The organism is Paenibacillus sp. 32352 (assembly GCF_002042965.1).
Classification (GTDB): Bacteria; Bacillota; Bacilli; order Paenibacillales; family NBRC-103111; genus Paenibacillus_S; species Paenibacillus_S vulneris.
On sequence record NZ_MZNT01000002.1, the window covers coordinates 12,606 to 35,206 of the forward strand.

At 50.4% G+C, this 22,601-nt stretch carries 17 protein-coding genes and 1 riboswitch; of the genes, 14 read left to right on the top strand and 3 right to left on the bottom strand.

Features of this window, described 5'->3' with window-relative positions:
- Positions 1 to 38 precede the first annotated feature (38 nt).
- The 10 genes from B1728_RS04490 (at position 39) to gyrA (ending at position 17,176) form a co-directional block, all read left to right on the top strand.
- Positions 39 to 311, top strand: a complete 273-nt coding sequence (locus tag B1728_RS04490) for a hypothetical protein (protein WP_028548615.1) — start codon at positions 39 to 41, stop codon at positions 309 to 311.
- Between the two features lie 133 nt (positions 312 to 444).
- A complete protein-coding gene (locus B1728_RS04495; RefSeq protein ID WP_079909002.1) occupies positions 445 to 4,116 on the top strand; it encodes a dynamin family protein in 3,672 nt (1,223 codons plus the stop codon).
- A 336-nt stretch (positions 4,117 to 4,452) separates the two neighbouring features.
- Entirely contained in the window at positions 4,453 to 6,300 is a 1,848-nt protein-coding gene (locus B1728_RS04500) for an ABC transporter ATP-binding protein (RefSeq protein WP_079909003.1), read from the top strand.
- A complete protein-coding gene (locus B1728_RS04505; protein WP_079909004.1) occupies positions 6,297 to 8,141 on the top strand; it encodes an ABC transporter ATP-binding protein in 1,845 nt (614 codons plus the stop codon). The genes B1728_RS04500 and B1728_RS04505 overlap by 4 nt, the downstream gene beginning before the upstream one ends.
- 102 nt (positions 8,142 to 8,243) lie before the next feature.
- Entirely contained in the window at positions 8,244 to 9,617 is a 1,374-nt protein-coding gene (locus B1728_RS04510) for a M23 family metallopeptidase (RefSeq protein WP_079909005.1), read from the top strand.
- Positions 9,618 to 9,879: 262 nt separating this feature from the next.
- Positions 9,880 to 10,704, top strand: coding sequence for a GDSL-type esterase/lipase family protein (locus B1728_RS04515; RefSeq protein WP_079909006.1), 825 nt, complete (start codon positions 9,880 to 9,882; stop codon positions 10,702 to 10,704).
- Between the two features lie 46 nt (positions 10,705 to 10,750).
- The gene (locus B1728_RS04520) at positions 10,751 to 11,713 is read left to right on the top strand and encodes an ABC transporter ATP-binding protein (RefSeq protein ID WP_079909007.1); all 963 of its coding nucleotides are present in this window, start codon (positions 10,751 to 10,753) and stop codon (positions 11,711 to 11,713) included.
- Positions 11,706 to 12,698: an ABC transporter permease gene (locus tag B1728_RS04525; protein WP_079909008.1), complete on the top strand. Its 993-nt coding sequence runs from the start codon at positions 11,706 to 11,708 to the stop codon at positions 12,696 to 12,698. Before B1728_RS04520 ends, B1728_RS04525 begins: the two co-directional genes overlap by 8 nt.
- Before the next feature lie 61 nt (positions 12,699 to 12,759).
- Positions 12,760 to 14,733, top strand: coding sequence for a DNA topoisomerase IV subunit B (parE, locus tag B1728_RS04530; protein WP_079909009.1), 1,974 nt, complete (start codon positions 12,760 to 12,762; stop codon positions 14,731 to 14,733).
- A gap of 7 nt (positions 14,734 to 14,740) precedes the next feature.
- Complete coding sequence (gene gyrA, locus B1728_RS04535) at positions 14,741 to 17,176, top strand: DNA gyrase subunit A (RefSeq protein ID WP_079909010.1); 2,436 nt, start codon at positions 14,741 to 14,743, stop codon at positions 17,174 to 17,176.
- Here the strand turns inward: gyrA and B1728_RS36125 are convergent.
- Entirely contained in the window at positions 17,173 to 17,340 is a 168-nt protein-coding gene (locus B1728_RS36125) for a hypothetical protein (RefSeq protein ID WP_179135885.1), read from the bottom strand. The two genes, gyrA and B1728_RS36125, sit on opposite strands and share 4 nt — an antisense overlap.
- A gap of 260 nt (positions 17,341 to 17,600) precedes the next feature.
- On the opposite strand from B1728_RS36125, the gene B1728_RS04540 reads away from it, so the two are divergent.
- The 4 genes from B1728_RS04540 (at position 17,601) to B1728_RS04555 (ending at position 20,762) form a co-directional block, all read left to right on the top strand.
- On the top strand, positions 17,601 to 18,008 hold the full coding sequence (locus B1728_RS04540; protein ID WP_079909011.1) for a MarR family winged helix-turn-helix transcriptional regulator: 408 nt from the start codon (positions 17,601 to 17,603) through the stop codon (positions 18,006 to 18,008).
- Between the two features lie 38 nt (positions 18,009 to 18,046).
- Positions 18,047 to 18,128, top strand: a riboswitch (ZMP/ZTP riboswitch).
- A 63-nt stretch (positions 18,129 to 18,191) separates the two neighbouring features.
- Entirely contained in the window at positions 18,192 to 19,028 is an 837-nt protein-coding gene (locus B1728_RS04545) for a bifunctional 5,10-methylenetetrahydrofolate dehydrogenase/5,10-methenyltetrahydrofolate cyclohydrolase (protein ID WP_079909012.1), read from the top strand.
- Between the two features lie 230 nt (positions 19,029 to 19,258).
- The gene (locus B1728_RS04550) at positions 19,259 to 20,020 is read left to right on the top strand and encodes an ABC transporter ATP-binding protein (protein WP_256865233.1); all 762 of its coding nucleotides are present in this window, start codon (positions 19,259 to 19,261) and stop codon (positions 20,018 to 20,020) included.
- Positions 20,013 to 20,762 carry an ABC transporter permease gene (locus tag B1728_RS04555; protein WP_079909013.1) on the top strand — a complete coding sequence of 250 codons (750 nt, stop codon included), beginning with the start codon at positions 20,013 to 20,015 and terminating at the stop codon, positions 20,760 to 20,762. Before B1728_RS04550 ends, B1728_RS04555 begins: the two co-directional genes overlap by 8 nt.
- Positions 20,763 to 20,945: 183 nt before the next feature.
- Here the strand turns inward: B1728_RS04555 and B1728_RS04560 are convergent, their stop codons facing one another.
- On the bottom strand, positions 20,946 to 21,647 hold the full coding sequence (locus B1728_RS04560; RefSeq protein WP_079909014.1) for an RluA family pseudouridine synthase: 702 nt from the start codon (positions 21,645 to 21,647) through the stop codon (positions 20,946 to 20,948).
- 3 nt (positions 21,648 to 21,650) lie between these two features.
- Positions 21,651 to 22,514: a class I SAM-dependent methyltransferase gene (locus B1728_RS04565; RefSeq protein WP_079909015.1), complete on the bottom strand. Its 864-nt coding sequence runs from the start codon at positions 22,512 to 22,514 to the stop codon at positions 21,651 to 21,653.
- Positions 22,515 to 22,601: the final 87 nt, after the last annotated feature.

Below are 22,601 nucleotides of genomic sequence, written 5' to 3' on the forward strand. Positions count from 1 at the left end.
CAATCTTTACCACAGCAAACAATAAGGATGGGATTATTATGAAGTGCATATCGGTTTATACAAGCAATTTCGAAGTGTTCTCTGACATCTATGAAGAAATATTGAAAACGCCATTGGCCGAAAATGAAGAGAAGCAAGTGGAAGGCGTAACGGTAATGGAATCCGGAGACGTTCCTGATAATTATTTGGACCGCATGAAAACAAAGCCGGAAGTTGTCGTGATGAAAGTGAAGGATAAAGATATTACGATCTTGCAGCATCGCAATTTGTTTGAAATTTTTATTCCTGTTAACGAAAGTGTGGTACACTAAAAACCGAAGAAATTCGGTTTTTTTTGTTGATTGGGGAATGCCGAACGACGAACCTTATCGCACGAAGGAAAATATGTTGTAAAAAAATAAGGCGATTAAGGACGGTAGACTAAAGAGATACGGGGAGAATGGAATGAGCAATTTGACGGTTGTTGGGGATAAGATGGAGAGCACCATTCGTGCACTGCTTGAGCAGGTAGAGAAAGAGAAGGATGCAGAGAACGGGAAGAAGATCAAACAGCTGCTGCAAAAAGCACAAAGCGGCAGCTTCTATATAGCGTTTTGCGGACATTTCTCGGCGGGCAAATCAAGCTTGATCAATAAGCTTTGCGGACATCAACTGCTTCCTTCAAGTCCGATTCCTACCAGCGCCAACATTGTGTCCATTACCAATGGGGAATCCGGCGCCAGAGTCGTTCACAGGGCGGCGGATGATGCAGAGCCTAAAGTGCAAACGGTCCCGCTTGCGGATCTTGCCGCATACTGCAAAAATGGCGAGGATATTGAAACGGTTAACCTTCGCTATCCGATTCCGTTCCTTGGGGAGCATGCGGCTTTGTTGGACACGCCGGGAATCGATTCGACGGATGATGCGCACCAGCTGGCTACGGAGTCGGCGCTGCATTTGGCTGACGTTGTATTCTACGTGATGGATTATAACCACGTCCAATCGGAGATTAACTTCGCCTTCACGAAGAAAATGAAAGAGTGGGGCAAACCGCTTTATTTGCTGATTAACCAAGTAGATAAACACAGGGATCAGGAGCTTTCGTTCGAGACTTATAGAGCGGGAGTCAAGGAAGCTTTTGCGAATTGGCACATTCAGCCGGATGGAATTTTATATACTTCGGTTAAGGTTCCGAACCACCCGCACAGCGAATGGGGGAAGCTGGATTGGCTTCTTGGCAAGCTGATCGAAAGCCATAAGCCCCTATCGGCGCTTAGCCTGGAAAAATCAGCGAAGCATTTGGCCTCGGAGCATGCCCGCAAGATGGCCGAGCGCAATGAGCCGGCCAAGGAGCAGCTGCGTGCTCAATTGGCCGCGGATGAGGAATCCGGGAACGCGCAGCAGCAATGGGCGGAATTGAGCAAGGAGCTGGCTGAAGCGGAGGCGAAGCCGGAAGCGCTGCGGACTTCCCTGCGCAAAGAGATTGGGCATATATTGGATAACGCCAATATTACGCCTGCGATTACGCGCGATTTGGCTCACGAATATTTACAGAGCCGCAAGCCCGGATTTAAAGTGGGATTTTTCGCAGGAGCCGCGAAAACGGCAAAGGAAATAGAGCGCAGATTGCATGCGTTCCACAGTGATTTCTCCAATCAGATCGCTACGCAGATAGAGCGCCATTTGCAGCAGACCATATCTAAGGCGGCAGATGCAACAGCGTTGCTGCATGCAGATCAGGTGAGAGAAACTGTTGAGCGTCTGCACGTGGAGATCGAACCGCAATGGCTTGCAGAGCAGGTGAACGAGTCGGCCGGCTTCGGCGGTGACTATACTTTAAATTATTCAAAGCAGATCGCATCCGAGGTGAAGCTTCTATACCGTAAGTGCGCGTTTGATCTGGTAGATGAGCTGTCGGAGGCTATGGCAGCGGCTCTGAAGTCGAAGATTGGCGGCCTGAAGGAGCAGCTCGATGGCCTTGAGGGGCGCCTGGGCAGCCTGCGCGAGCTTGAGCGGCTTGCAGCAGCGGAGGAGGCTTACGCAGCCCAGCTGCAGGCGCCTCTGGCCGCGCTGCATGCCTCCGCGCCGCAGCTGCCGGACCCGGCGGCTGCTGTCGCCGCAGGCGCCCCTGCAGCGCCGCAGGCCGCCAGCGATGCCGGCGCTGCTGCGAGCGATGCGCTCGCGGCGGTGGCCGTCGCGGCGAACCGCAACGCGCGCACCGGCGCTGCTCCGCTCGCGCAGGGCGGGCATCGCGCCCGCTTGCGCGAGGCTGCGGCTAAGCTCGCGGACGGAGCGCGTGAGCTTGCGGGTCTCTCGCAGCTGCAGAGCATCTGCCGCTCCTTGCAGGAGAAGGCGGAGCGGCTTGAGAACAATCGCTTCACGATCGCGCTGTTCGGCGCGTTCAGCGCGGGCAAATCCTCGTTCGCCAATGCGCTGATCGGCGAGCGAATTTTGCCGGTGTCTCCAAATCCGACCACCGCGGCTATTAACAAAATCATGCCGCCGGAGCCAGAAAACGGCTGGCCGCACGGAACGGCCAAAGTCAAGATGAAATCGATGGAGCGTCTGACGGACGATGTCCGGTATTCTCTGGAAGTACTCGGCATACCGACCACCGATTTTCAGGACGCGTTAAAAGCGATTCATCGTTTATCGGCGGATCAGGTATCAGCCAAGGGCAAGCCTCACTATACGTTCTTGAAGGCCGTAGAACGGGGCTGGTCGGCGGTAGAGCAGGACATTGGCGGCGAGCTGAAGGTAGATGCCGAGCAATTCGGCCATTATGCCGCAGATGAATCCAAATCGTGCTTTGTCGATTTGATTGAGCTGTATTATTCCAATCCTTTGACCGATCAGGGGATTGTTCTGGTGGATACGCCTGGGGCGGATTCCATCAATGCGCGCCATACGGGCGTTGCCTTTAACTATATCAAGAACGCGGATGCCATTCTGTTCGTGACTTATTATAATCATGCATTCTCGCATGCGGATAAGGAATTTTTGCTCCAGCTGGGCCGGGTAAAGGATAGCTTTGAGCTGGATAAAATGTTCTTTATCGTCAACGCGGCTGATCTTGCATCGTCGGCCGAGGAGCTGGAAGGCGTGGTTGCTCATGTGGAGAGCAATTTGCAGCAGCACGGAATTCGACATCCGCGAATTTATCCTTTATCAAGCTATTACGCTTTGGAAGGCAAGCTGCAGCGGAGCGACGAAACCATTCAAGCCTCCGGCATCGCAGCGTTCGAGACAGATTTTGTCCGTTTCTCGCTCGAAGAGCTTACAGAGATTGCGATCCGATCCGGCCATGGTGATCTGAACCGGGCTGCCGATGTGTTAAAGCAATGGATTGTCAGTGCCCAATCCGACGAATCCGAGCGGCAGAGCAAGGCCCGCGCCATTCGTCAGGCGTTGGATGAGGCCGTTCAGCTCCTGCAAGGAATCTCGACAGAGCCGGAGGAACGGGAGCTTCGCAAGGAAATTGAGGAGCTGCTCTACTACGTGAAGCAGCGCGAAGTGTTCCGGTTCGGAGAGCTGTTTAATCTGGCCTTCAATCCTTCCGTCTTTGCCGAAGAAGGCAAGGATGTGAAGAGTCTGATTCAAGCGGCATGGGACGATCTGCGGCGCATGATTTCCTTTGACCTGTCCCAGGAAATTCTCGCTACGACCTTGCGGGTTGAGAATTCGATCAACAAAACCGCCAAGAAGCGGAGAGAACAGTGGATGCAGTCCTTCGGAGCGGATCTTGCGGATTTCCAACCGTCGGCTTATGAGCCGCATACTTTCACGCCGCTGGAAGAAACCGAGCCATTTGGCGCGCAAGAAGCGGTTACGGTGAAGTGGCTATCCGGCTTCTATAAGAATGCGAAGCATTTCTTCGAGGGAGACGGCAAACAAAAGTTACGTACCGAGCTTGAAGCCAGGTTGAATGATCCGTTAACGGGCTATGTGCAGCGGCAATCGGATCGGCTGGAGCTTTTCTATCAGGAGCAGCTTCAGGCTTGGTATAAGGATATGTCTGCTCAGCTGCAGCAGGAGCTGACAGAGTATGCTGAAGGCCAATTGGCCGCTTTGGAGATGCAAATCGATATCGGCGAGCTGCATCAGAAGCTGGGACGCCTGCAGCAAATACTCGGGTAAAAAACGGTTATAATGAAACATTATCTTTTTTCAAAGCGGTGGAAGAAATCGGTTGTCCAAGTCAGGACAGCCGATTTTGCCTGTTTTGTTGAAAGGGTTTTCATTTGGCGAGATATGCCAATAATCCTATGATATAAGTGGATTGTTCTGGCATTTTGTGAGGAAATGCGTTATTTTCTCCCGTTAAGGAGATTTATGACAGCATTGGATGTTGCTGTACCCCAGGGATGATGATAATATTCAAAAAAGCGAACGCTTTCGAACGCAGAAACTAGCTGCCTCGAAAGCAATTTTTGCTTAAAGCGGCCTTAAGTGCTGCTAATGGAGGGGGACACCATGGAAGTCTTTAGGCAGTTAAAGGAGTTTTACTGGTCAGAGAAGAAGTATCTGTTCGCATCGATCTTCTCATTAATGACCGCAACGGCGCTTGGTTTGGTCTATCCGAATCTGCTTCGTTATTTGATTGATGATGTGATTGCGAAGAAAAATTTTTCCGTGGTGCCGTACTTGTCTTTGCTGGTTGTCGGGGTCGTAAGCTGTAAGGCGCTGTTTCAATTTCTTCACGGCATGAGCAGCGGGAAATTAGGGAACAAGACCGCATTTAATCTAAGGAATGCGCTGTACAAGAAGCTGCAGTATTTGTCGTTTCAGTACTACGACAAAGCCCGTACAGGGGATTTGATGTCTCGTCTGACGGCGGATTTGCAAGCGGTAAGGGATTTTGTCGGATTCGGCTTCGTGCAAATTTTAAACGTTTTCATGATGTTTACCTTCGGGACGATTATGATGATGACGATCAACTGGAAGCTGACTCTCGTTACGATGATCTTTATGCCGTTTCTTGTTTTTACCGCGATCCGGTTTGAAGGCAAGATTCATCCGGCGTTTCGTTCGATTCGAAAATCGATGAGCTCCATGACAACCTCCGTTCAGGAAAATATTACAGGGGTTCGTACCGTGAAATCGTTTGCCCGCGAGCCTCATGAAATCGACAAGTTCTCGGAGCGAAACGAGGAATACAAGGTTAACAACGTAACGACTTCTGGAATATGGGCAAAGTACTTTCCTTTGATGGAGTTGTTCGCGAATATGAGCGTCGTCGTCCTGTTAGGGATCGGCGGCATGATGGTCATCAACCATTCAATCTCGCTTGGCGAGCTTGTTGCCTGCTTCAGCTTAATTTGGTACATCATCGGTCCGATGTGGGGGATCGGATTCCATATTAATAACTTTACCCAATCCAAGGCGGCTGGGGAGCGGATCCTCGAAATCTTGCACCAATACGTCCACGTGAAGGATAAGGACAACGCCGTTGCCCTGACTTCGGAGCAAGTGAGCGGACATGTGCATTTTGAGAACGTAACGTTCGCCTATACGGATAAACAGCCGGCACTGCAAAATTTTGAGCTGGATGCTCCTGCCGGTTCTGTTATCGGCCTGCTGGGGGGGACGGGTTCAGGGAAATCAACGGTCATTCAGCTGCTGCTTCGTGCTTATAACGTCAAGGAAGGGCGCATAACGCTGGACGGACGGGATATCCGCGATGTTACCTTGGAAAGCCTGCGCGACCAGATGGCCATTGTGTTCCAAGAGACGTTCCTCTTCTCGTCGACGATTCGTAATAACATCGCTTATGGCGTAAAAAATGTATCGATGGATCAAATCATACACGCCGCCAAGCTGGCAAAGGCCCATGATTTCATTATGGAGCTGCCGCTCGGCTACGATACCATTGTCGGTGAACGCGGGCTGGGACTCTCTGGCGGGCAGAAGCAGCGGATCGCTATTGCGAGGGCCCTGCTCAAAAATCCAAAAATTTTGATCCTAGACGATGCCACGAGCGCGGTGGATATGGAGACGGAGCATGAGATCCAGCAAGGCTTCCAGGAAGTGATGAAAGGCCGGACGACATTCATCATTGCCCATCGTATCTCCTCGCTGCGTCATGCGGATGAAATCCTCGTACTGGATCAGGGACGTATCATGCAGAGAGGCACACATGAACAATTAATGCAGCAGGAAGGTCCTTATCTGGACACGTACCATATCCAATTCGCCGATCATCCCGATGAATCGGAAGAATCATTCGCAGCAAAGGACGCACAAGGTCAACCTGAGCCGCAGCAGGCCGCGAATCAGGTGGCAGCAGCAGGACATGTCAAAATGAGGGGGTACGCACAGTGAGCAAGTCTGCAAAATCGGCGACCGCAAAGGCTAACCCGACTGGGCAGGAAGGTCAAAGGTTTGTCTATCAGGACGACGAACAGTTAGATAAAGAATTCGACTGGGTCCAGGTGAAGCGGCTCAGTCAGTACATAAAGCCCTATTCGAAGCAAATTCTTCCCGTTATCATTACGATGATGATCGTAGGCGCCCTTACCAAGCTGCTAAATCCGCTGCTGATCGCGTACGCGATCGACCATGCGCTGCGTGAAGGAAACACGAAGCTGCTTCTGCTGTGTGTGAGCGGGATGCTGGCGCTGTATCTGATTCAGTGGGCCGCCAACAATTACCGCATTCGTTACACCAACATGATAGGGCAAAAGGTCATCTATGATTTGAGACATGATTTGTTCAGCCATGTACAGAAGCTCTCCTTCAAATTTTTCGATAAATGGCCGGCAGGCTCGATTCTGGTAAGGATTACGAACTATGTCAACTCCCTGCAGGATTTGTTTACAAACGGGGTTGTCAACCTGCTTATTGACTGTGTTCAGCTCATTGGTATTATCGTGATTCTCCTGTTCTATAACATTAAGCTGGGCACCGCGATCATTGTTACCGTTCCGATCATGTTCGTCATCTCTACGAAGCTTCGCGTCCATATCCGCCGTTCCTGGCAGGTTGTGCAGACGAAGCAATCGAGAATCAACGCGCATTTGAACGAATGTATTCAAGGCATCAAGGTAACGCAAGCCTTTACGCAGGAAAAGGAAAATATCGCATTCTTCGATAACATGAATCTTGACAACCATAAATCCTGGAACCGGGCTTCGACCTTAAACCAGTCGTTCAACCCGATTATTGAAGTGACGGGAGCCATCGGCTATTGTATTTTGTTCTGGTTTGGTGCTCATTTGATTCAACAAGGTGAGATTACGGTAGGCTTGCTGGTAGCTTTTGCAACTTATATCGGGCACTTTTGGGAGCCTATCAACCGGCTTGGACAAATGTATTCCCAAATGCTGATTGCGATGGCCTCCTCCGAGCGGATTTTTGAATTCATCGATGAAAAGCCGAATGTGGAAGAAGCGCAAGAGGCTAAAGTACTACCTCGAGTTCAAGGGGATATTGAGCTTAAAAAAGTCGAATTCGAGTATGAGCCGGGCAGACTTGCGCTCAAAGGCATCGATCTCAGCGTTAAAGCAGGCCAATCCATAGCGCTCGTCGGCCATACCGGATCCGGTAAAAGTACGATTATCAACTTGCTCTGCCGTTTTTACGATGTCACTGGAGGGTCTATTACGATAGACGGCCATGATATCAGGGATGTCGCGATTTCCAGCCTGAGATCCCAGGTGGGGATTGTGCTTCAGGATACCTTTATTTTCTCGGGAACGATTAAAGATAATATTCGTTTCGGACGTTTAGACGCGACGGATGAAGAGATCGAATTCGTGGCTAAAGCCGTCCGGGCGCATGATTTTATCGTCAACCTGCCTCAAGGCTACGATACGGAAGTACAGGAGCGCGGCAACGTGCTGTCAATGGGTCAAAGGCAGTTAATTTCCTTTGCCAGGGCGCTGCTCGCAGATCCCCGCGTGCTGATATTGGATGAGGCGACCGCAAGTATCGACACGGAGACCGAGCTGAAAATCCAGGAGGCACTGAAGACGCTGCTGGCCGGTAGGACCTCCTTCATTATCGCGCATCGGTTATCGACAATCCGCAATGCCGATCATATCGTCGTTCTCGATCATGGGAACATTATGGAGCAGGGCAATCATGAGGAATTGATGAAGCAAAAAGGCATCTACTACGGCTTGATTCAAGCGCAGTATCGTTTTCTGCGCGAGGTTGGATAACGAAGAAGGCACCTTACAAGGTGCCTTTTTTGTGCTATTTGACGAGCGTCAGGAATAGGATAGGGAGGTGGACATTTCAAAACCTGATTGCGGGAGGTACATGTGGATTACATAGTAGGCTGGAAGAATAAATGGTTGGTCGTCGGCTTTAGCTTTATGACGGTGCTCATTATATTTTTGTCCTCTGCTTATGTCTATATGCTGAACCATATGGTAACTCGTTATCAAGTTTTTGTGGGAACGGAAAGAATTGGAGCCGTTGATTCGACGGACGTCGTCCGCGACTGGCTGTTCCGGAAGCAGGAGCAGGCCAGGCTCTCGTTTCCCTCCGTGCAGACGGAGCTTCGTATCGGAGATATTCATTATGTCCGGGAACGCGAATACAAGGCGGCATTTGATAATGCGCAGGTATTGGAGAAGCTCGAACAAAGAGCGACCGTTCGGACAAGCGGCGTTCAGATTCTTATCGACGGCAAGCCTCTTGGCGTTTTAAAGGATGAGGAGGCTGTGAACGCGCTGCTGAACCGGTATAAAACTAAATTTGTGTCCCCTGACTCTGCGTCGAATCTCCAATCCGTAGAGTTTGTTCAACAGGTGGAGCTGGCGAAGCTGGAAATCCGGCCCGAAGAAGTCGCGAACAGTGACGAGCTGCTTGCGGCCATCGAAACGGGAGGTGTCCAGCCGATTCAATATACCGTTCAACGCGGGGACTGTGTGTCTTGCATCGCGTATAAGTTCCATATCAGCCAGAAAGTAATCTATGATAACAACCCATTTATCAAAAATTCAGTTATTCATGTCGGAGACGTGCTGAATCTCACGGTTCTTCAGCCTTTGCTTGCCGTAAAAACGGTTGAGCGGCATGTCGAAACGGTCGATGTGCCTTATGATATAGAGTACATAGAGGATAGCACCATGAAAGCCGGAAACCAGGAGACGATGGAGATTGGTGAAAACGGTTTAATGGAGAAAAGCTACCTGATCACCAAAATTAACGGCGAGCTTGTTGGAGAGAGTCTTTCCGGGGAAAAAACGATTCAGCCGGCCAAGAAAGCCGTGGTGAAGAAAGGTACGAAAATCATTCCGGGAGTTGGGACCGGTACGTTCATATGGCCGGTTTATCGTCCCAAGCTGACCAGCGACTATGGTCAAAGGTGGGGCTCGTTTCACCCGGGCACGGATATGGTATCCGAACAGTCGAACATTATGGCGGCAGACTATGGGACTGTCAGCTTTGCCGGATGGAAGACCGGGTATGGCAACTGCATCATCCTCGATCATCAGAACGGATACAGCACGTTATACGGGCATCTAAGCAAACTAGCGGTTACAGAAGGGGAAAACGTGCAAAAAGGCGAAAAAATCGGAATCATGGGAAGTACGGGGAATGCAACGGGGGTCCATCTGCACTTTGAGGTGCGGAAAGGTGACGTACAGCAAAATCCGCTAAAATATCTCGGGAAACTATCTGATTAACGCAGTTGGAACGGAAAAGAAATGCAGGCAACACGTAGTTTGAAGCGGGAAGCCTGGGGTTATAATAGAATGCAGGAACCGGGATTTGATGGAAATCTCCCGGTTTTTTGCTGTTTCCGGAAACTCTGCAAGGCTTATACCTATTGCGTTCGCATGAATCACCTTTTTACGGGACGCACATTTGCAAATCTGCTCATAAACCGCTACTCTAAAATGAAAGCGACTTTTATATGTCGAATGTTGGTAAAGGGGAGAAGTTGTCTTGCTATCCACTCGATTTTTGTGGCGAACCGTCGGGTTGGCCGCATTATTGTCCACTTTGCTGTGCGTATTTGGCTTTGTTTATGCAATCAACCAGATTATTTATCCAAAGAAGGTAGAGCAGACGGAGGCTGCACCCCCGCAGGAGGCGGCCAAGCCCCAGGACTCGTCGCTTGTTTCGAAGGATAAGATCCAAATCGTCGCCTTAGGCGATTCCTTAAGTGCGGGAACCGGCGATTTATCGGGAAGAGGCTATGTCGGTCAAACAAAGGAAAAGCTGGAGAAGCAGCTCGGTAAGCCGGTGTTTATTCTCAATAATTTTGCCATACCGGGATTTAGAACCGGCGATATTTTGAAGGATATGGCAGCGAAAAAAGACATGAGCACCGCGATCGCCCAAGCCGATCTGATCCTGTTAACGGCGGGAGGCAACGATTTGTTCGAAGGCGGGCAAGGGATCTTTACGGGGCAGAAGGATGAGGGCTTTAACCCTAAAGCCGCGCTGGACAGAATGCCGGAAGCGTTAAAGCGGCTGGAACAGATTCTGGATACGATCGCCAAGCAAAATCCGAATGCTATTGTTTGCTATGTCGGGCTATACCATCCGTTTCTTGATTTGGATGAGAAAAGAGAAGGCTCGCTGCTGATTCAAAAATGGAATCAGGCGGCATTCGAAATCGCGAACCGCTATCCTCATATGGTGGTCGTCCCTACGGCGGATTTGTTCGAGCTGAATCTCAACAAATATTTGTATACGGATCATTTTCACCCTAATCAGGACGGCTATGAAAGGATAGCCGATCGAATCGTCCAAATCGTCAAATAGCCAAAAGTGCATCACCGGACCATGAGATAAGGGAGAGAACAGAGCAATGGGAAGCCAACCGGAAGTTGTCCTGTCAGTCAATAATGTCAAAAAAACGATTAAGAAAAAGCAGATTATCAAGGGAGTCTCGTTTGAGGTATACGCAGGCGAAATCTTCGGGTTTCTTGGCCCTAACGGCTCGGGGAAAACGACGACAATCCGCATGCTGGTCGATCTCATCACCCCGACGGAGGGGTCGATTACGATTTGCGGGCATGATGTACATAAAAATCATGACGAAGCGCTCCAATATGTCGGTTGTATCGTTGAAAACCCTGAGCTGTACTCCTATCTAAGCGGATGGGAGAACCTGGAGCACTTTGCCCGGATGCTTCCCGGAATCGATGAGCAAAGGATTCAAGAAGTGGTCGATATTGTCGGGATGGATGCGCGGATTCACGATAAGGTGAAAACCTACTCGCTCGGGATGCGTCAACGGCTTGGAATCGCCCAGGCGCTGCTGAACCGTCCGAAGCTGCTGATACTCGACGAGCCCACGAACGGTCTTGATCCTCAGGGGATCAAGGAGATGCGGGAATTTATCAAGAAGCTGGCTCAAACGGGCTTAAGCTTGTTCGTTTCAAGCCACCTGCTGAGTGAAATCCAACAGATGTGTGATCGGGTAGCGATCATTACGCACGGGGAGGTCATCAAGGTCGGCGCGGTAGAGTCACTGATCGATGAGTCGGCAAGCCGTGTGATTTGGCGTGTAGCGCCGGTAGTGAAGGCCGTTCAGCTGCTGGAAGCGAAGCCGGATATTCAGGTGCTGGAAATCGTTCTGAAGCAGGAAGAGACTGGCGGGGGAGATGCGGCTGTACACGATATTATTACGCAGCTGAATCCCGATGACATTCCTGCATTGACACGTGCTATGGTAGAGGCCGGTATCCAGCTGTACGGGGTCGAAACGAAAAGCCCTACGCTCGAGGATTTATTCTTAAGCTTAACGGAGGGGAAACGTATTGGTTAGCGTATATCCGTTAGTGAAAAACGAATGCATCAAAATTATAAAAAAGAAGCGGCTGTTAGTCGTGCTGCTCATCTTGGCCGCCCTCATCCCGATGTTTACTTATGCCCAGCTGAAAGTATCCCAAAATAATCTTAAGCAGTTCGGTACTACCGACTGGCGGGCGGAGCAAAGGCAGAAGATTGTCGACTATACGAGAAGCATCGGCAGTGCGCGTGTTCCGGAAGAATGGAAGCAGTTCCGCAAGGTTGAAGTTATGCTCGCGCAATACTACTTGGATAAAGATGTGAATCCGGCGTCGCCAAACGGGGTAACCTTTACAAGAGAATTTATTAAAAACGCAGTGGGGCTGTTCATTCCGCTGATGGTCATGGTTATCGCCTCAGACCTCGTGTCCTCCGAGCATTCGACGGGTACGATAAAGCTTCTCTTGACAAGGCCCGTCGGAAGATGGAAAATCTTGCTGAGCAAGCTGATCAGTTTAGTTTTATTTACATCGCTGGTTGTTACCTGTACCGCACTGCTTTGTTATTTGATTTCAGGCATTGTGTTTGGCTACGGCGGCTGGGACATGCCTGTATTTTTCGGCTTTAAAATTGTCGGCTCCGAGGTGGACACCTCCTACGTTCGGCCGGTGCAGCAATGGCTGTACTTAATCATGGAGTTCGGCCTGGTGTGGTATGCGGCGATCATTGTAGCTGTCATGTCCTTGATGGTTTCCGTGCTAATCCGCAGCACCGCCGCGGGAATGGGACTTATGCTCGCCGTGCTGATCTCCGGCACCATCTTGACAAATATGGTATCCTCTTGGGAGACGGCAAAATATTTATTTATGGTCAATTTGCGTCTGACCGACTATTTAACGGGCAGTCTGCCGCCGATAAAGGGCATGGATTTACCGTTTTCTTTGATGGTTTTGACCGTTTGGGGAGTCGTATCTATTATCGTATCCTTTACGGTTTTCACGAAAAAAGATATATTGAACTAACACAACGAGATGTTATAATGCACAATAGAACTAGAGCTTCAGGAGTAAAGGGGGGGCTTCGATGACGGAACAGGTAGATTTGTTTACCGACTCCACCACCGAGCGCACGGACTACGGCGCCGATGATATACAAGTACTCGAAGGACTTGTGGCGGTCCGCAAAAGACCGGGAATGTACATAGGCAGTACAAGCACTTCGGGTTTGCACCATCTGATTTGGGAAATTGTCGATAATGCCGTCGATGAGCATCTTGCCAAATTTTGTACAAAAATCGACGTGACGATACATAAGGACCAATCGATAACGGTTCAGGATAATGGCCGCGGGATCCCGACAGGCATGCACAAGATAGGAATCCCTACGCCGCAAGTCGTCTTTACGATTCTGCACGCCGGAGGCAAGTTTGGCGGAGGAGGATACAAGAAATCCGGGGGCTTGCACGGCGTAGGTGCTTCCGTTACGAACGCGTTGTCTGAATGGCTGGAGGTTACGATCTATCGGGAAGGTAAAACTCATCGTCAACGGTTCGAGTATTGGGTTGACGACAAAGGCGTAGAGCATGTCGGCGAGCCGACAACCGGTCTTGAGGTCATTGGCAACACCCGGCAGACAGGAACCAAAGTAACGTTCAAACCGGACAAAAGGGTGTTCCAGGGCGGAACGTCTGTTAACTACGATACGCTGCTGGAGCGCTTACAAGAGATTGCCTTTCTTAATTCCGGCTTGCAGGTGACGATTAAGGACGAGCGTTCCGATAAACAGGAGACGTTTCAATACGAGGGCGGCGCCAGCCAGTTCGTCAAGTTTTTGAATGAAGAAAAAAATGTGCTGCATGAAGTGATTCATTTTAGCGCTGAGAAGGACGATATCGAAGTCGAAGTGGCGCTGCAGTACAATGACGGCTATACCGAAACGATCGTTTCCTTCGTGAACTCGATTCCGACCCGCGGCGGCGGTACGCATGAAACGGGCTTCAAAACGGCATATACCCGCGTTATGAACGATTACGCCAGAAAATCGGGCATCTTGAAGGAAAAGGATAAAAACCTTGACGGCCAGGACCTGCGTGAAGGCATGATGTGCGTAATCAACATTAAGATGGGGGAAGTAGAATTCGTCGGCCAGACGAAGGATCAGCTGGGCAGCGCTTCGGCTCGCAGCATAGTGGATTCCGTCGTATCGGATAAGATGGCGGTTTTCCTGGAGGAAAATCCGCAAGTAGCGCAAATGATTATGAAAAAAGCCGTTCAATCCGCCAAGGCCCGCGAAGCCGCGCGGAAGGCGCGTGAAGAAGTGCGCAGCGGCAAAAAAGGAAAGAGCGAAAGCTCCAATCTGGGGGGCAAGCTGACGCCGGCTCAATCCAAGGATTATTCGCGTAATGAGCTGTTTATCGTGGAAGGTGATTCCGCCGGCGGCTCTGCCAAGCAGGGGCGGGATTCGAAGCATCAGGCGATCCTGCCGCTCAAGGGAAAACCGATGAATCCGGAAAAGGCCAAGCTGCTCGACATCATGAAGAACGACGAGTATAAGGCGATCATTGCCACCATCGGGGCTGGCGTAGGACCGGAATTCGACGCATCAGAAAGCAACTATGCGAAGATCATTATTATGACGGATGCCGATACAGATGGCGCTCATATTCAAGTGCTGCTGCTTACGTTCTTCTATCGCTATATGAAGCCGCTGATCGATTCAGGCAAAGTATTTATTGCTCAGCCGCCGCTGTATAAGCTGACGAAGAAATCAGGGAAAAATACTACAGTCCGCTACGCGTGGACGGATGAGCAGCTCCATGTACTGACCAAGGAATTGGGCAAAAACGTGGAACTGCAGCGTTACAAAGGCTTAGGGGAGATGAATCCGGATCAATTGTGGGAAACGACGATGGACCCGGCAACCCGGACGCTGCTGCAGGTGAAGATTGAGGACGCGGCTAAAGCGGAACGGCGCGTTTCGACGCTAATGGGGGAAAAAGTAGACCCGCGGAAGCGTTGGATTGTCGAGAATGTCAACTTTACCGAGTTCGAGGAGTAGGTGAATCGTGACGATACTGGAAAATTTTTTACCCGCATTTTTGGAAGAAGTCGTTGGCGACCGGTTCGGTCGCTATTCTAAATATATTATTCAAGACCGTGCGATTCCCGATGTGCGGGACGGCTTGAAGCCGGTGCAAAGACGTATTTTGTATGCGATGTATGATTCGGGCAACACCCCGGATAAACCGTACCGCAAGTCGGCCAAAACGGTCGGTGACGTTATGGGTAACTATCACCCCCACGGAGACGCTGCGATCTATGAAGGTATGGTACGGATGGCGCAGCCGTGGAAGATGGGCCATATGCTGGTTGACGGCCATGGCAACTGGGGCTCGATCGATGATGATCCGGCCGCGGCCATGCGTTATACCGAAGCCCGACTGTCAGAAATCGCGATGGAGTTATTGCGGGATATCGAGAAGCGTACGGTGCTGTTCAAGGACAACTTCGATAACACAACGAAGGAGCCTGTAGTCCTTCCTGCACGCTATCCGAACCTGCTTGTCAATGGAGTCAGCGGGATTTCCTCCGGCTTTGCAACGGAAATTCCTCCTCATAACTTACGAGAGGTTATTGATGCGTGCATAGCTTTGATGGATCGGCCTGCGATGCCGATCGACGAGCTGATGCAGATCATGAAAGGTCCGGATTTCCCTACAGGCGGCATTATTATGGGCTCCGAGGGAATTCGCGAGGCATTTGAAACGGGCAAAGGGCGCATACATCTAAGATCACGGACCGAGATTGAGACGCTGCGCGGCGGCATCCAGCAGATTGTTATTACGGAGATTCCGTACCAGGTCGTGAAGTCGAGGCTGGTCACCGCGATGGAGAATATCCGTCTGGAGAAAAAAATCGAGGGCATCTCCGTCGTAAGAGACGAGAGCGGCCGCGATGGTCTGCGCATCGTAGTGGAACTGAAGAAGGAGGCCGATGCGCAAGGTATCTTGGCCTACTTGTTCAAAAAGACGGATTTGCAGGTCACCTATAACTTCAATATGGTGGCGATTGTAAACAAAACGCCGAAGCAGCTGGGTGTCAGAGAGATTCTGCAAGCCTATATCGAGCATCAGAAGGAAGTTGTGACTTTTCGCTCCCAATATGAGCTTGAGAAGGCTGAAGACCGCGCGCATGTACTCGAAGGCCTAGCCAAGGCGCTAAACATCCTGGATGAAGTCATTGCGACGATTAAAGCGTCGAAGAACCGTCAAGACGCACAAAACAACTTGGTTTCCCAATTCGGCTTTACCGAGCGCCAGGCGGATTCCATTCTTACCTTGCAGCTGTACCGCTTGACGAATCTGGAGATTCATGCGATTGAAAAGGAATTGAAGGACGTACAGAAGACGATCGCGCAGCTGCGCGGTATTCTGGGCAGCGAGAAGAAGCTCATGGCGGTCATTAAGGATGAAATGACCGAAATTCGTAATAAATACGGCATCGACCGCCGTTCCGACATTCAGAACGAGGTTGAGGAGCTGAAGGTCAATCTGGAGGTCATGGTATCGGCCGAGGATGTTTTTGTTACCCTATCCAACGAAGGCTATATTAAACGGACGAGCAAGCTTTCTTTTACCCGTTCCGGTGGGGAACTGGAGAAGACCGGCTTGAAGGAAGGCGATTATGTACGTTATTTGCTGGAAGTGAACACACTGGATAACCTGTTGATCTTTACGCAGAGAGGCCAGTATTACCTCCTGCCGGTGCATCAGGTCCCTGAGTATAAATGGAAGGAAAACGGAACGGCCATAGTCAATGTCATTCCTACGCCTAAAGAGGATCGGATCGTCAACGTCATTCCGGTACGGGATTTTGACGAACCGGGCAAATCGCTTGTATTCGTAAGCAAGCGGGGACAGGTGAAGCGTACGGAGCTGAAGGAATACATGACGAATCGCTCGATCGGCATCGTAGCCAGCAAGGTAGGAGAGAACGATGCGATCCTGGACGTTCGCGTCAGTACGAATGATCAAGATATTCTTCTTGTAACGAAGCAAGGAATGGCTATCCGTTTCAGAGAGGATGAAGTGAACCCGATGGGACGCGCCGCAGCCGGGGTTCGCGGAATTCAGTTAAAGGATGATGACGAAGTCATCAGCGCTGAGTGGATTGATGGGGAGGAGGGAGAACTGCTTGTCGTCACCGATCTCGGGTATGCCAAGCGTTCACTGATCCTGGATTATCCGGTTCAAGGCCGGGGCGGTAAAGGAATAATCACGTTCGAATTCAAGGACGGCAAACGGGTCAAGCCTAACGGAACAGCATTAGTGAAGGCATATGCCGTGAAAGAAGAGATTCTGCTTACCGCGGTATTGCAAAGCGGTGAACGGGTATCCTTCTCGTCGGAAAGCACGCCGATTGAACAGCGTAAATCAACCGGCCGGCAAGCCGTTCCTATCTCCAAAACGGATATGATTACGGATCTGCTCAAGATCGATTAATCGTAGCTGCTGTAATCGGAGTCCAAACGCTCCAAGCATTTCAACATAAGCTCCAGTACGACCCACACAGGCATGGGCTCATCCAATTTATCCAGCCATTGTGGGTCGTTTATTATTCCTTTTTGCAGCGCCTTTTCTCCAATCAACTGCTTCCACGTTTCCATTCGCATATCACTCCTCCGCATGAATTGACAAGCTCCGCTTCTCTTGAAAAGCCCATGTAGCAATATATGTTGAATAGGGTCTAATGTTCCTCTTTTTTATCGTTTAATGTCTTAAAGTATTTATGCTGTTAACCTTTAAACCGCGCGATGACAATGGTATAATAAGGTTACTAGCCAAGAAAACTCGGATCTAATATAGCAGAGCACGCAGCAATAGAGAGAATCGATTCAAAGAATAGTAGATGCAGGAGTGATGATCAGTGATTACTCAGGAATTTGCTAAGTTGTGGTGGAAATTATCCAAGGATTTGCGTAATCATATGGAAACCGAGCTGTCACCTACCTTGACGGAAGGACAGCTAACGGTTTTGGAGCTATTGTCCGGTCATGAGAGGATGAAGCCGTCGGATTTTATAGAATACCTGGATACGACACCCGCAGCGATCACTACATTGCTGGACCGGATGGAAAAGGCCGGATTAATAAGCAGGGAACGCGACGGCAAGGATCGGCGCATCGTTTGGGTACAGGTGACGGATAAAGGGAAACAGGAGTGCGAGCGCGGAGTTATTATCCGCGAACGGTTTTTACAGAGCTATTTGAGCCGTATTTCCGCTCATAATCAGCAGCTGCTCGTTTATTTGCTCGGAAAAGTGGCTAACGCCTAGTTGCCTTCTAGGGAAATTAAGGGTATTATAGGGATAACTGAGCTATGTGTAACTGGCGGAACATGGGGAACCATGAGGGAGCACATAGGATATTTGTGGCCGTACGCCTGGGCTAAGGTAAGAGGAATGCTCCTCTTGCCTTTTTGCGTTTTTACCACTTCCAAATGGAAAGGATGACGGAACATGAGCATCATTTTGGATGGCGCAAGTGTAGCTGCACGTATCAAGGAGCAGCTGGAATCAAGAATTAGGAGATTGACCGAACGGGGAGTCATCCCGTGCTTGGCGACGATTCTGGTAGGTGACGACCCGGCATCGGAGACCTATGTCCGTATGAAGGGAAATGCCTGTAGAAGACTCGGGATGGAATCAAGACGCATTCACCTTGAACCGGGCACAACTACAGAGCAGTTAGTAGAAGTCATTCGACAGCTGAATGAGGATTCGACCGTCCACGGCATATTGCTTCAGCATCCGGTACCTCATCATATTGATGAACGGGCGGCATTTGAGGCAATTCGTATCGAGAAGGACGTAGATGGGGTAACGACGCTTGGTTTTGCGCAGACGGCATTCGGGTTCGGCCTGTACCCGTCCTGCACTCCTGCGGCCATTGTGGCGATTCTGGATGCGTATCAGCTTCCAATCGAAGGCAAACATGCCGTTGTAATTGGCCGAAGCCCTATTCTGGGCAAGCCGGTGTCCCTGATGCTGTTGAACCGCAATGCCACAGTTACGATCTGCCATTCGAAAACGAACCAATTATCCGACATCGTCCTATCGGCGGATATCGTCGTTGCAGCGGTAGGAAAGCCGAGGTTCGTCCAAGGCAGCTGGATCAAACAGGGAGCCGTTGTTCTCGATGCAGGCTACAACCAAGGGAATATCGGCGATGTTGATTACGAGGCCTGCCTCGGTATCGCCGGTGCCATAACTCCGGTACCTGCGGGTGTAGGTCCTGTGACCATTGCGACACTGTTGAAGCATACGGTAGACGCGGCGGAGAGATGCGACTTATAAGATGGGTTAAAACCGTTCGGGAGGATGCTCCTGGACGGTTTTTTCAATATCTATAGAGGATTTACATTTTGGGGCTTCACGCAAGGCGCCTGAATCTACTTCGTGGCCAAGCCATCCTTAAGGTGGCTCATTAGTTTGGGCTGTGCGAAACCTTATGGAAAAAGTTATAATATATAGAGTTTTTGTTATCGGTCAGACATTTATTTTTGGGCGGCAGGAAGGAGTACCTAGTGAATGATTATCCGGTTTTAGAAATAAACGGCTTGAAAAAAAGCATCCAGCAGCAGGAAGGATGGAAATGTTTATTTTCCAATGTGAGCACACGCGTAGCGGAGCCTTCGATAATCTCACTCCTAGGGTTATCGGGTCAAGGAAAAAGCACGCTTCTGAGGATTATTGCGATGCTGGATGCCGCGGAGGAGGGCACGATTCGGTACGATGGGCGTTCTTCGACGCAGTGGAACCCGCAGGCTTGGCGTAAGAAAATTGGCTTCGTTGCACAGCATGCAGTCATGCTGGAAGGCTCTGTAGAGCATAATCTGAAGACGGTCAGTCTTTTGCATCGGCAGTCCTTCAATGCGTCATTAGCGATGGAATTGATGCGGAATGTTGGTCTGGAGGAAATGGATTGGAGCAAGAACGCGCAGGATTTATCCGGAGGAGAGAAACAAAGAGTAGCGTTGGTCCGTTCCTTGCTGATGCAGCCGCAACTACTGCTGCTGGACGAAATTACGGCTTCCCTGGATTTGCACAGCAAACAGGCTGTGGAGAAGCTGCTGCAAGCGTGGCATGAGAAATACGGAACCTCCCTGATCTGGGTTACCCATGATCTGGAGCAGGCGCGTGCAACGAGTCACAGAGTATGGTTTATGGCAGAACACACTTTGCTGGAAGACCGTCCAACCAGTGATTTCTTTGAGAGACCGGATACGGAAATCGGGCAAAAATTTCTCCAGGTCACAAAGAGCGGTGAAGGAGGCACTTATGAATAATGTGGCATTAAGCTTCACGCTTGTATTTATTGCCATAACGATCCTGATTTCGATGTGGCAAAAGCTAGGCTTGGGCAAAGAAATTGCCATCGGTACGGTCCGTTCTGCCGTACAACTGCTGTTCATCGGCTATGTGCTTCAATTCGTATTTAACGCCCGGCAGCCAGTGTTTTTAATTCTCATCTTGTGCATGATGATCGCCGTAGCTTCCTGGAATGCAGGCTCGAGGGGAAAAGGGCTCTCCGGCATCCGATGGCGAATCGCCATTGCGATTTCTACGACGGAAGGGCTAACCATGGCACTGCTGCTTGGTTTGGGAATCATAGAGAAGACCCCTCAATATATTATTCCAATCAGCGGGATCACCATAGGAAGTGCAATGGTCGTATCCGGCCTCTTTATTAATCAAATGAAGCGGGAGGTTCAGGCGTCCAAGGGGGAAATTGAGGTGCTGTTGTCGCTGGGAGCGACGTCGCGCCAGGCGATACACGAACCGCTGAAGCGATCCGTCAAATCCAGCATGATCCCTACGATTGACGGGATGAAAACAGTGGGTCTGGTCCAGCTGCCCGGCATGATGACCGGGATGATAGTCGCGGGAGCGGATCCGGTTCAAGCCGTTAAATATCAAATTCTTATTATGTTTACTCTCGTATCGTCGGCTGCATTAACCAGTATTATACTAAGCTTACTAAGCTATAAGCTGTGGTTTACGAAAGATGATAGACTTCGATCGCTATAAGTCCGGTTGATCCGGCTGTTGAAAGTGGAAAGAACGGCGGCAAATCGCTGTCCGTTTGGACCTTGGAGAGGTTAAAAAAGACAGCGGAGACCGCTGTCTTAGTGATTGGAAATCATGTCATACAGTAGGAAAGCTCTCATTGAGTTATGACATGGATGCCGCAATGCGGATCAGATTAGCTCATTACTGGAATCTATCGCCCCAAAGAAACCAAGGATACGCTTTGGGCGGATTCGAGCGAAAGCGCAGCGTTTCCTTTGTAGTAGGGTGCTCGAAGCTAAGCTCGGTTGACCAAAGAGCGATTTGCTGCCCGGGCTTCGTCAGGTGAGCGCCATAGCGCTGGTCACCAACGAGCGGACAGCCTATCGCAGAGAATTGAACCCGGATTTGATGAGGTCTCCCGGTGTGAAGCTCAACCCGGACAAGAGAGAGTCCTTCACTATGATCGACAACCGTATAATCCAATATAGCTTCTTTGGCTCCAGGTTTGTTAGGCGGCACTACGGAAACGGTGTTCGTCTTGGAGTCCTTGAGCAAGTAATGGGTCAAGGTTCCTTGCGGCTGTTTCGGCTTGCCATTCACCACGGCCGTGTAGATTTTGCGTATGGAACGGGTTCGAACGGCATCGGATAGCCGCGAGGCGGCTTTGGAGGTTTTGGCAAATACCATAACGCCGCCTACAGGCCGATCCAACCGGTGAACGAGTCCCAAATAGACGTTACCGGGCTTCTGATGCCTGTGTTTCAAGTCCTGCTTAATCATCGTAAGCAAATCCGGATCCTGTGACTGGTCCTCTTGGGTCGGGACATTCACCGGCTTAACGACGACAATTACATGATTGTCCTCATATAATACCGGAATGGAGGGGAGAGAGGCTTGACCCATAGGTTAAGCCTCCCAGCGTCCTAGAATGCCGCACGGGAGCATAAGCTTGGAAGCTGTAATCGGGAGTCCGATTTCGCCGCAGGTAATATTGCCTCCGTAGGATCTGCCCATGGACATGGCCAATATATTTTTCAGCACGGTTGCCGAAATCCCCGTTGTGTAGGAGTTGATCAGCATGAAAAGCGGCTTGTCCGACATAATTTGCATGCAGGACTCTACGAATGGGTAGAGGTTGGTTTCGAGCTTCCAAGTCTCTCCGTTAGGACCACGGCCATAGGAAGGCGGGTCCATAATAATGGCGTCGTACCGGCTGCCGCGGCGCTGCTCCCGCTGGACGAATTTGAAGACATCATCCGTAATAAACCGGACAGGACGGTCGCCGAGCCCGGACAGCTGCAGGTTTTCCTTGGCCCATTGAACTACGCCCTTCGATGCATCCACATGACATACTTCCGCGCCGGCATAAGCGCAGGCTACGCTGGCTCCACCGGTGTAAGCAAATAAATTCAGAACGCGAATGCTGCGTCCGGCCCCCTGAATCTTATCGATCATCCATTTCCAGTTCGCCGCCTGCTCCGGGAAAAGACCGGTATGTTTAAAGCTGGTCGGCTTGATATGAAATTTCAGCTTATCGTAGGAGATGGTCCAGCGTTCCGGAAGATCCCGTTTATATTCCCATTGACCGCCGCCGCTGGAGCTTCTATGATAGTGGGCATCGGCGTTTCGCCATTGACCGGTTTCCTTGCCAATCGGCCAAATGATTTGCGGGTCAGGACGCCGAAGAACGATTTGTCCCCAACGCTCCAGCTTTTCCCCGTTACCCGTATCGATTAATTCATAATCTTTCCAATCGTGTGCTGCAAACATGACGTTACCTTCCTTCTAGGGCTATACCCATGCATATCTTTGATCCTACCACATTTTACACTAATTGCTTGCACAATGCCATGCAAG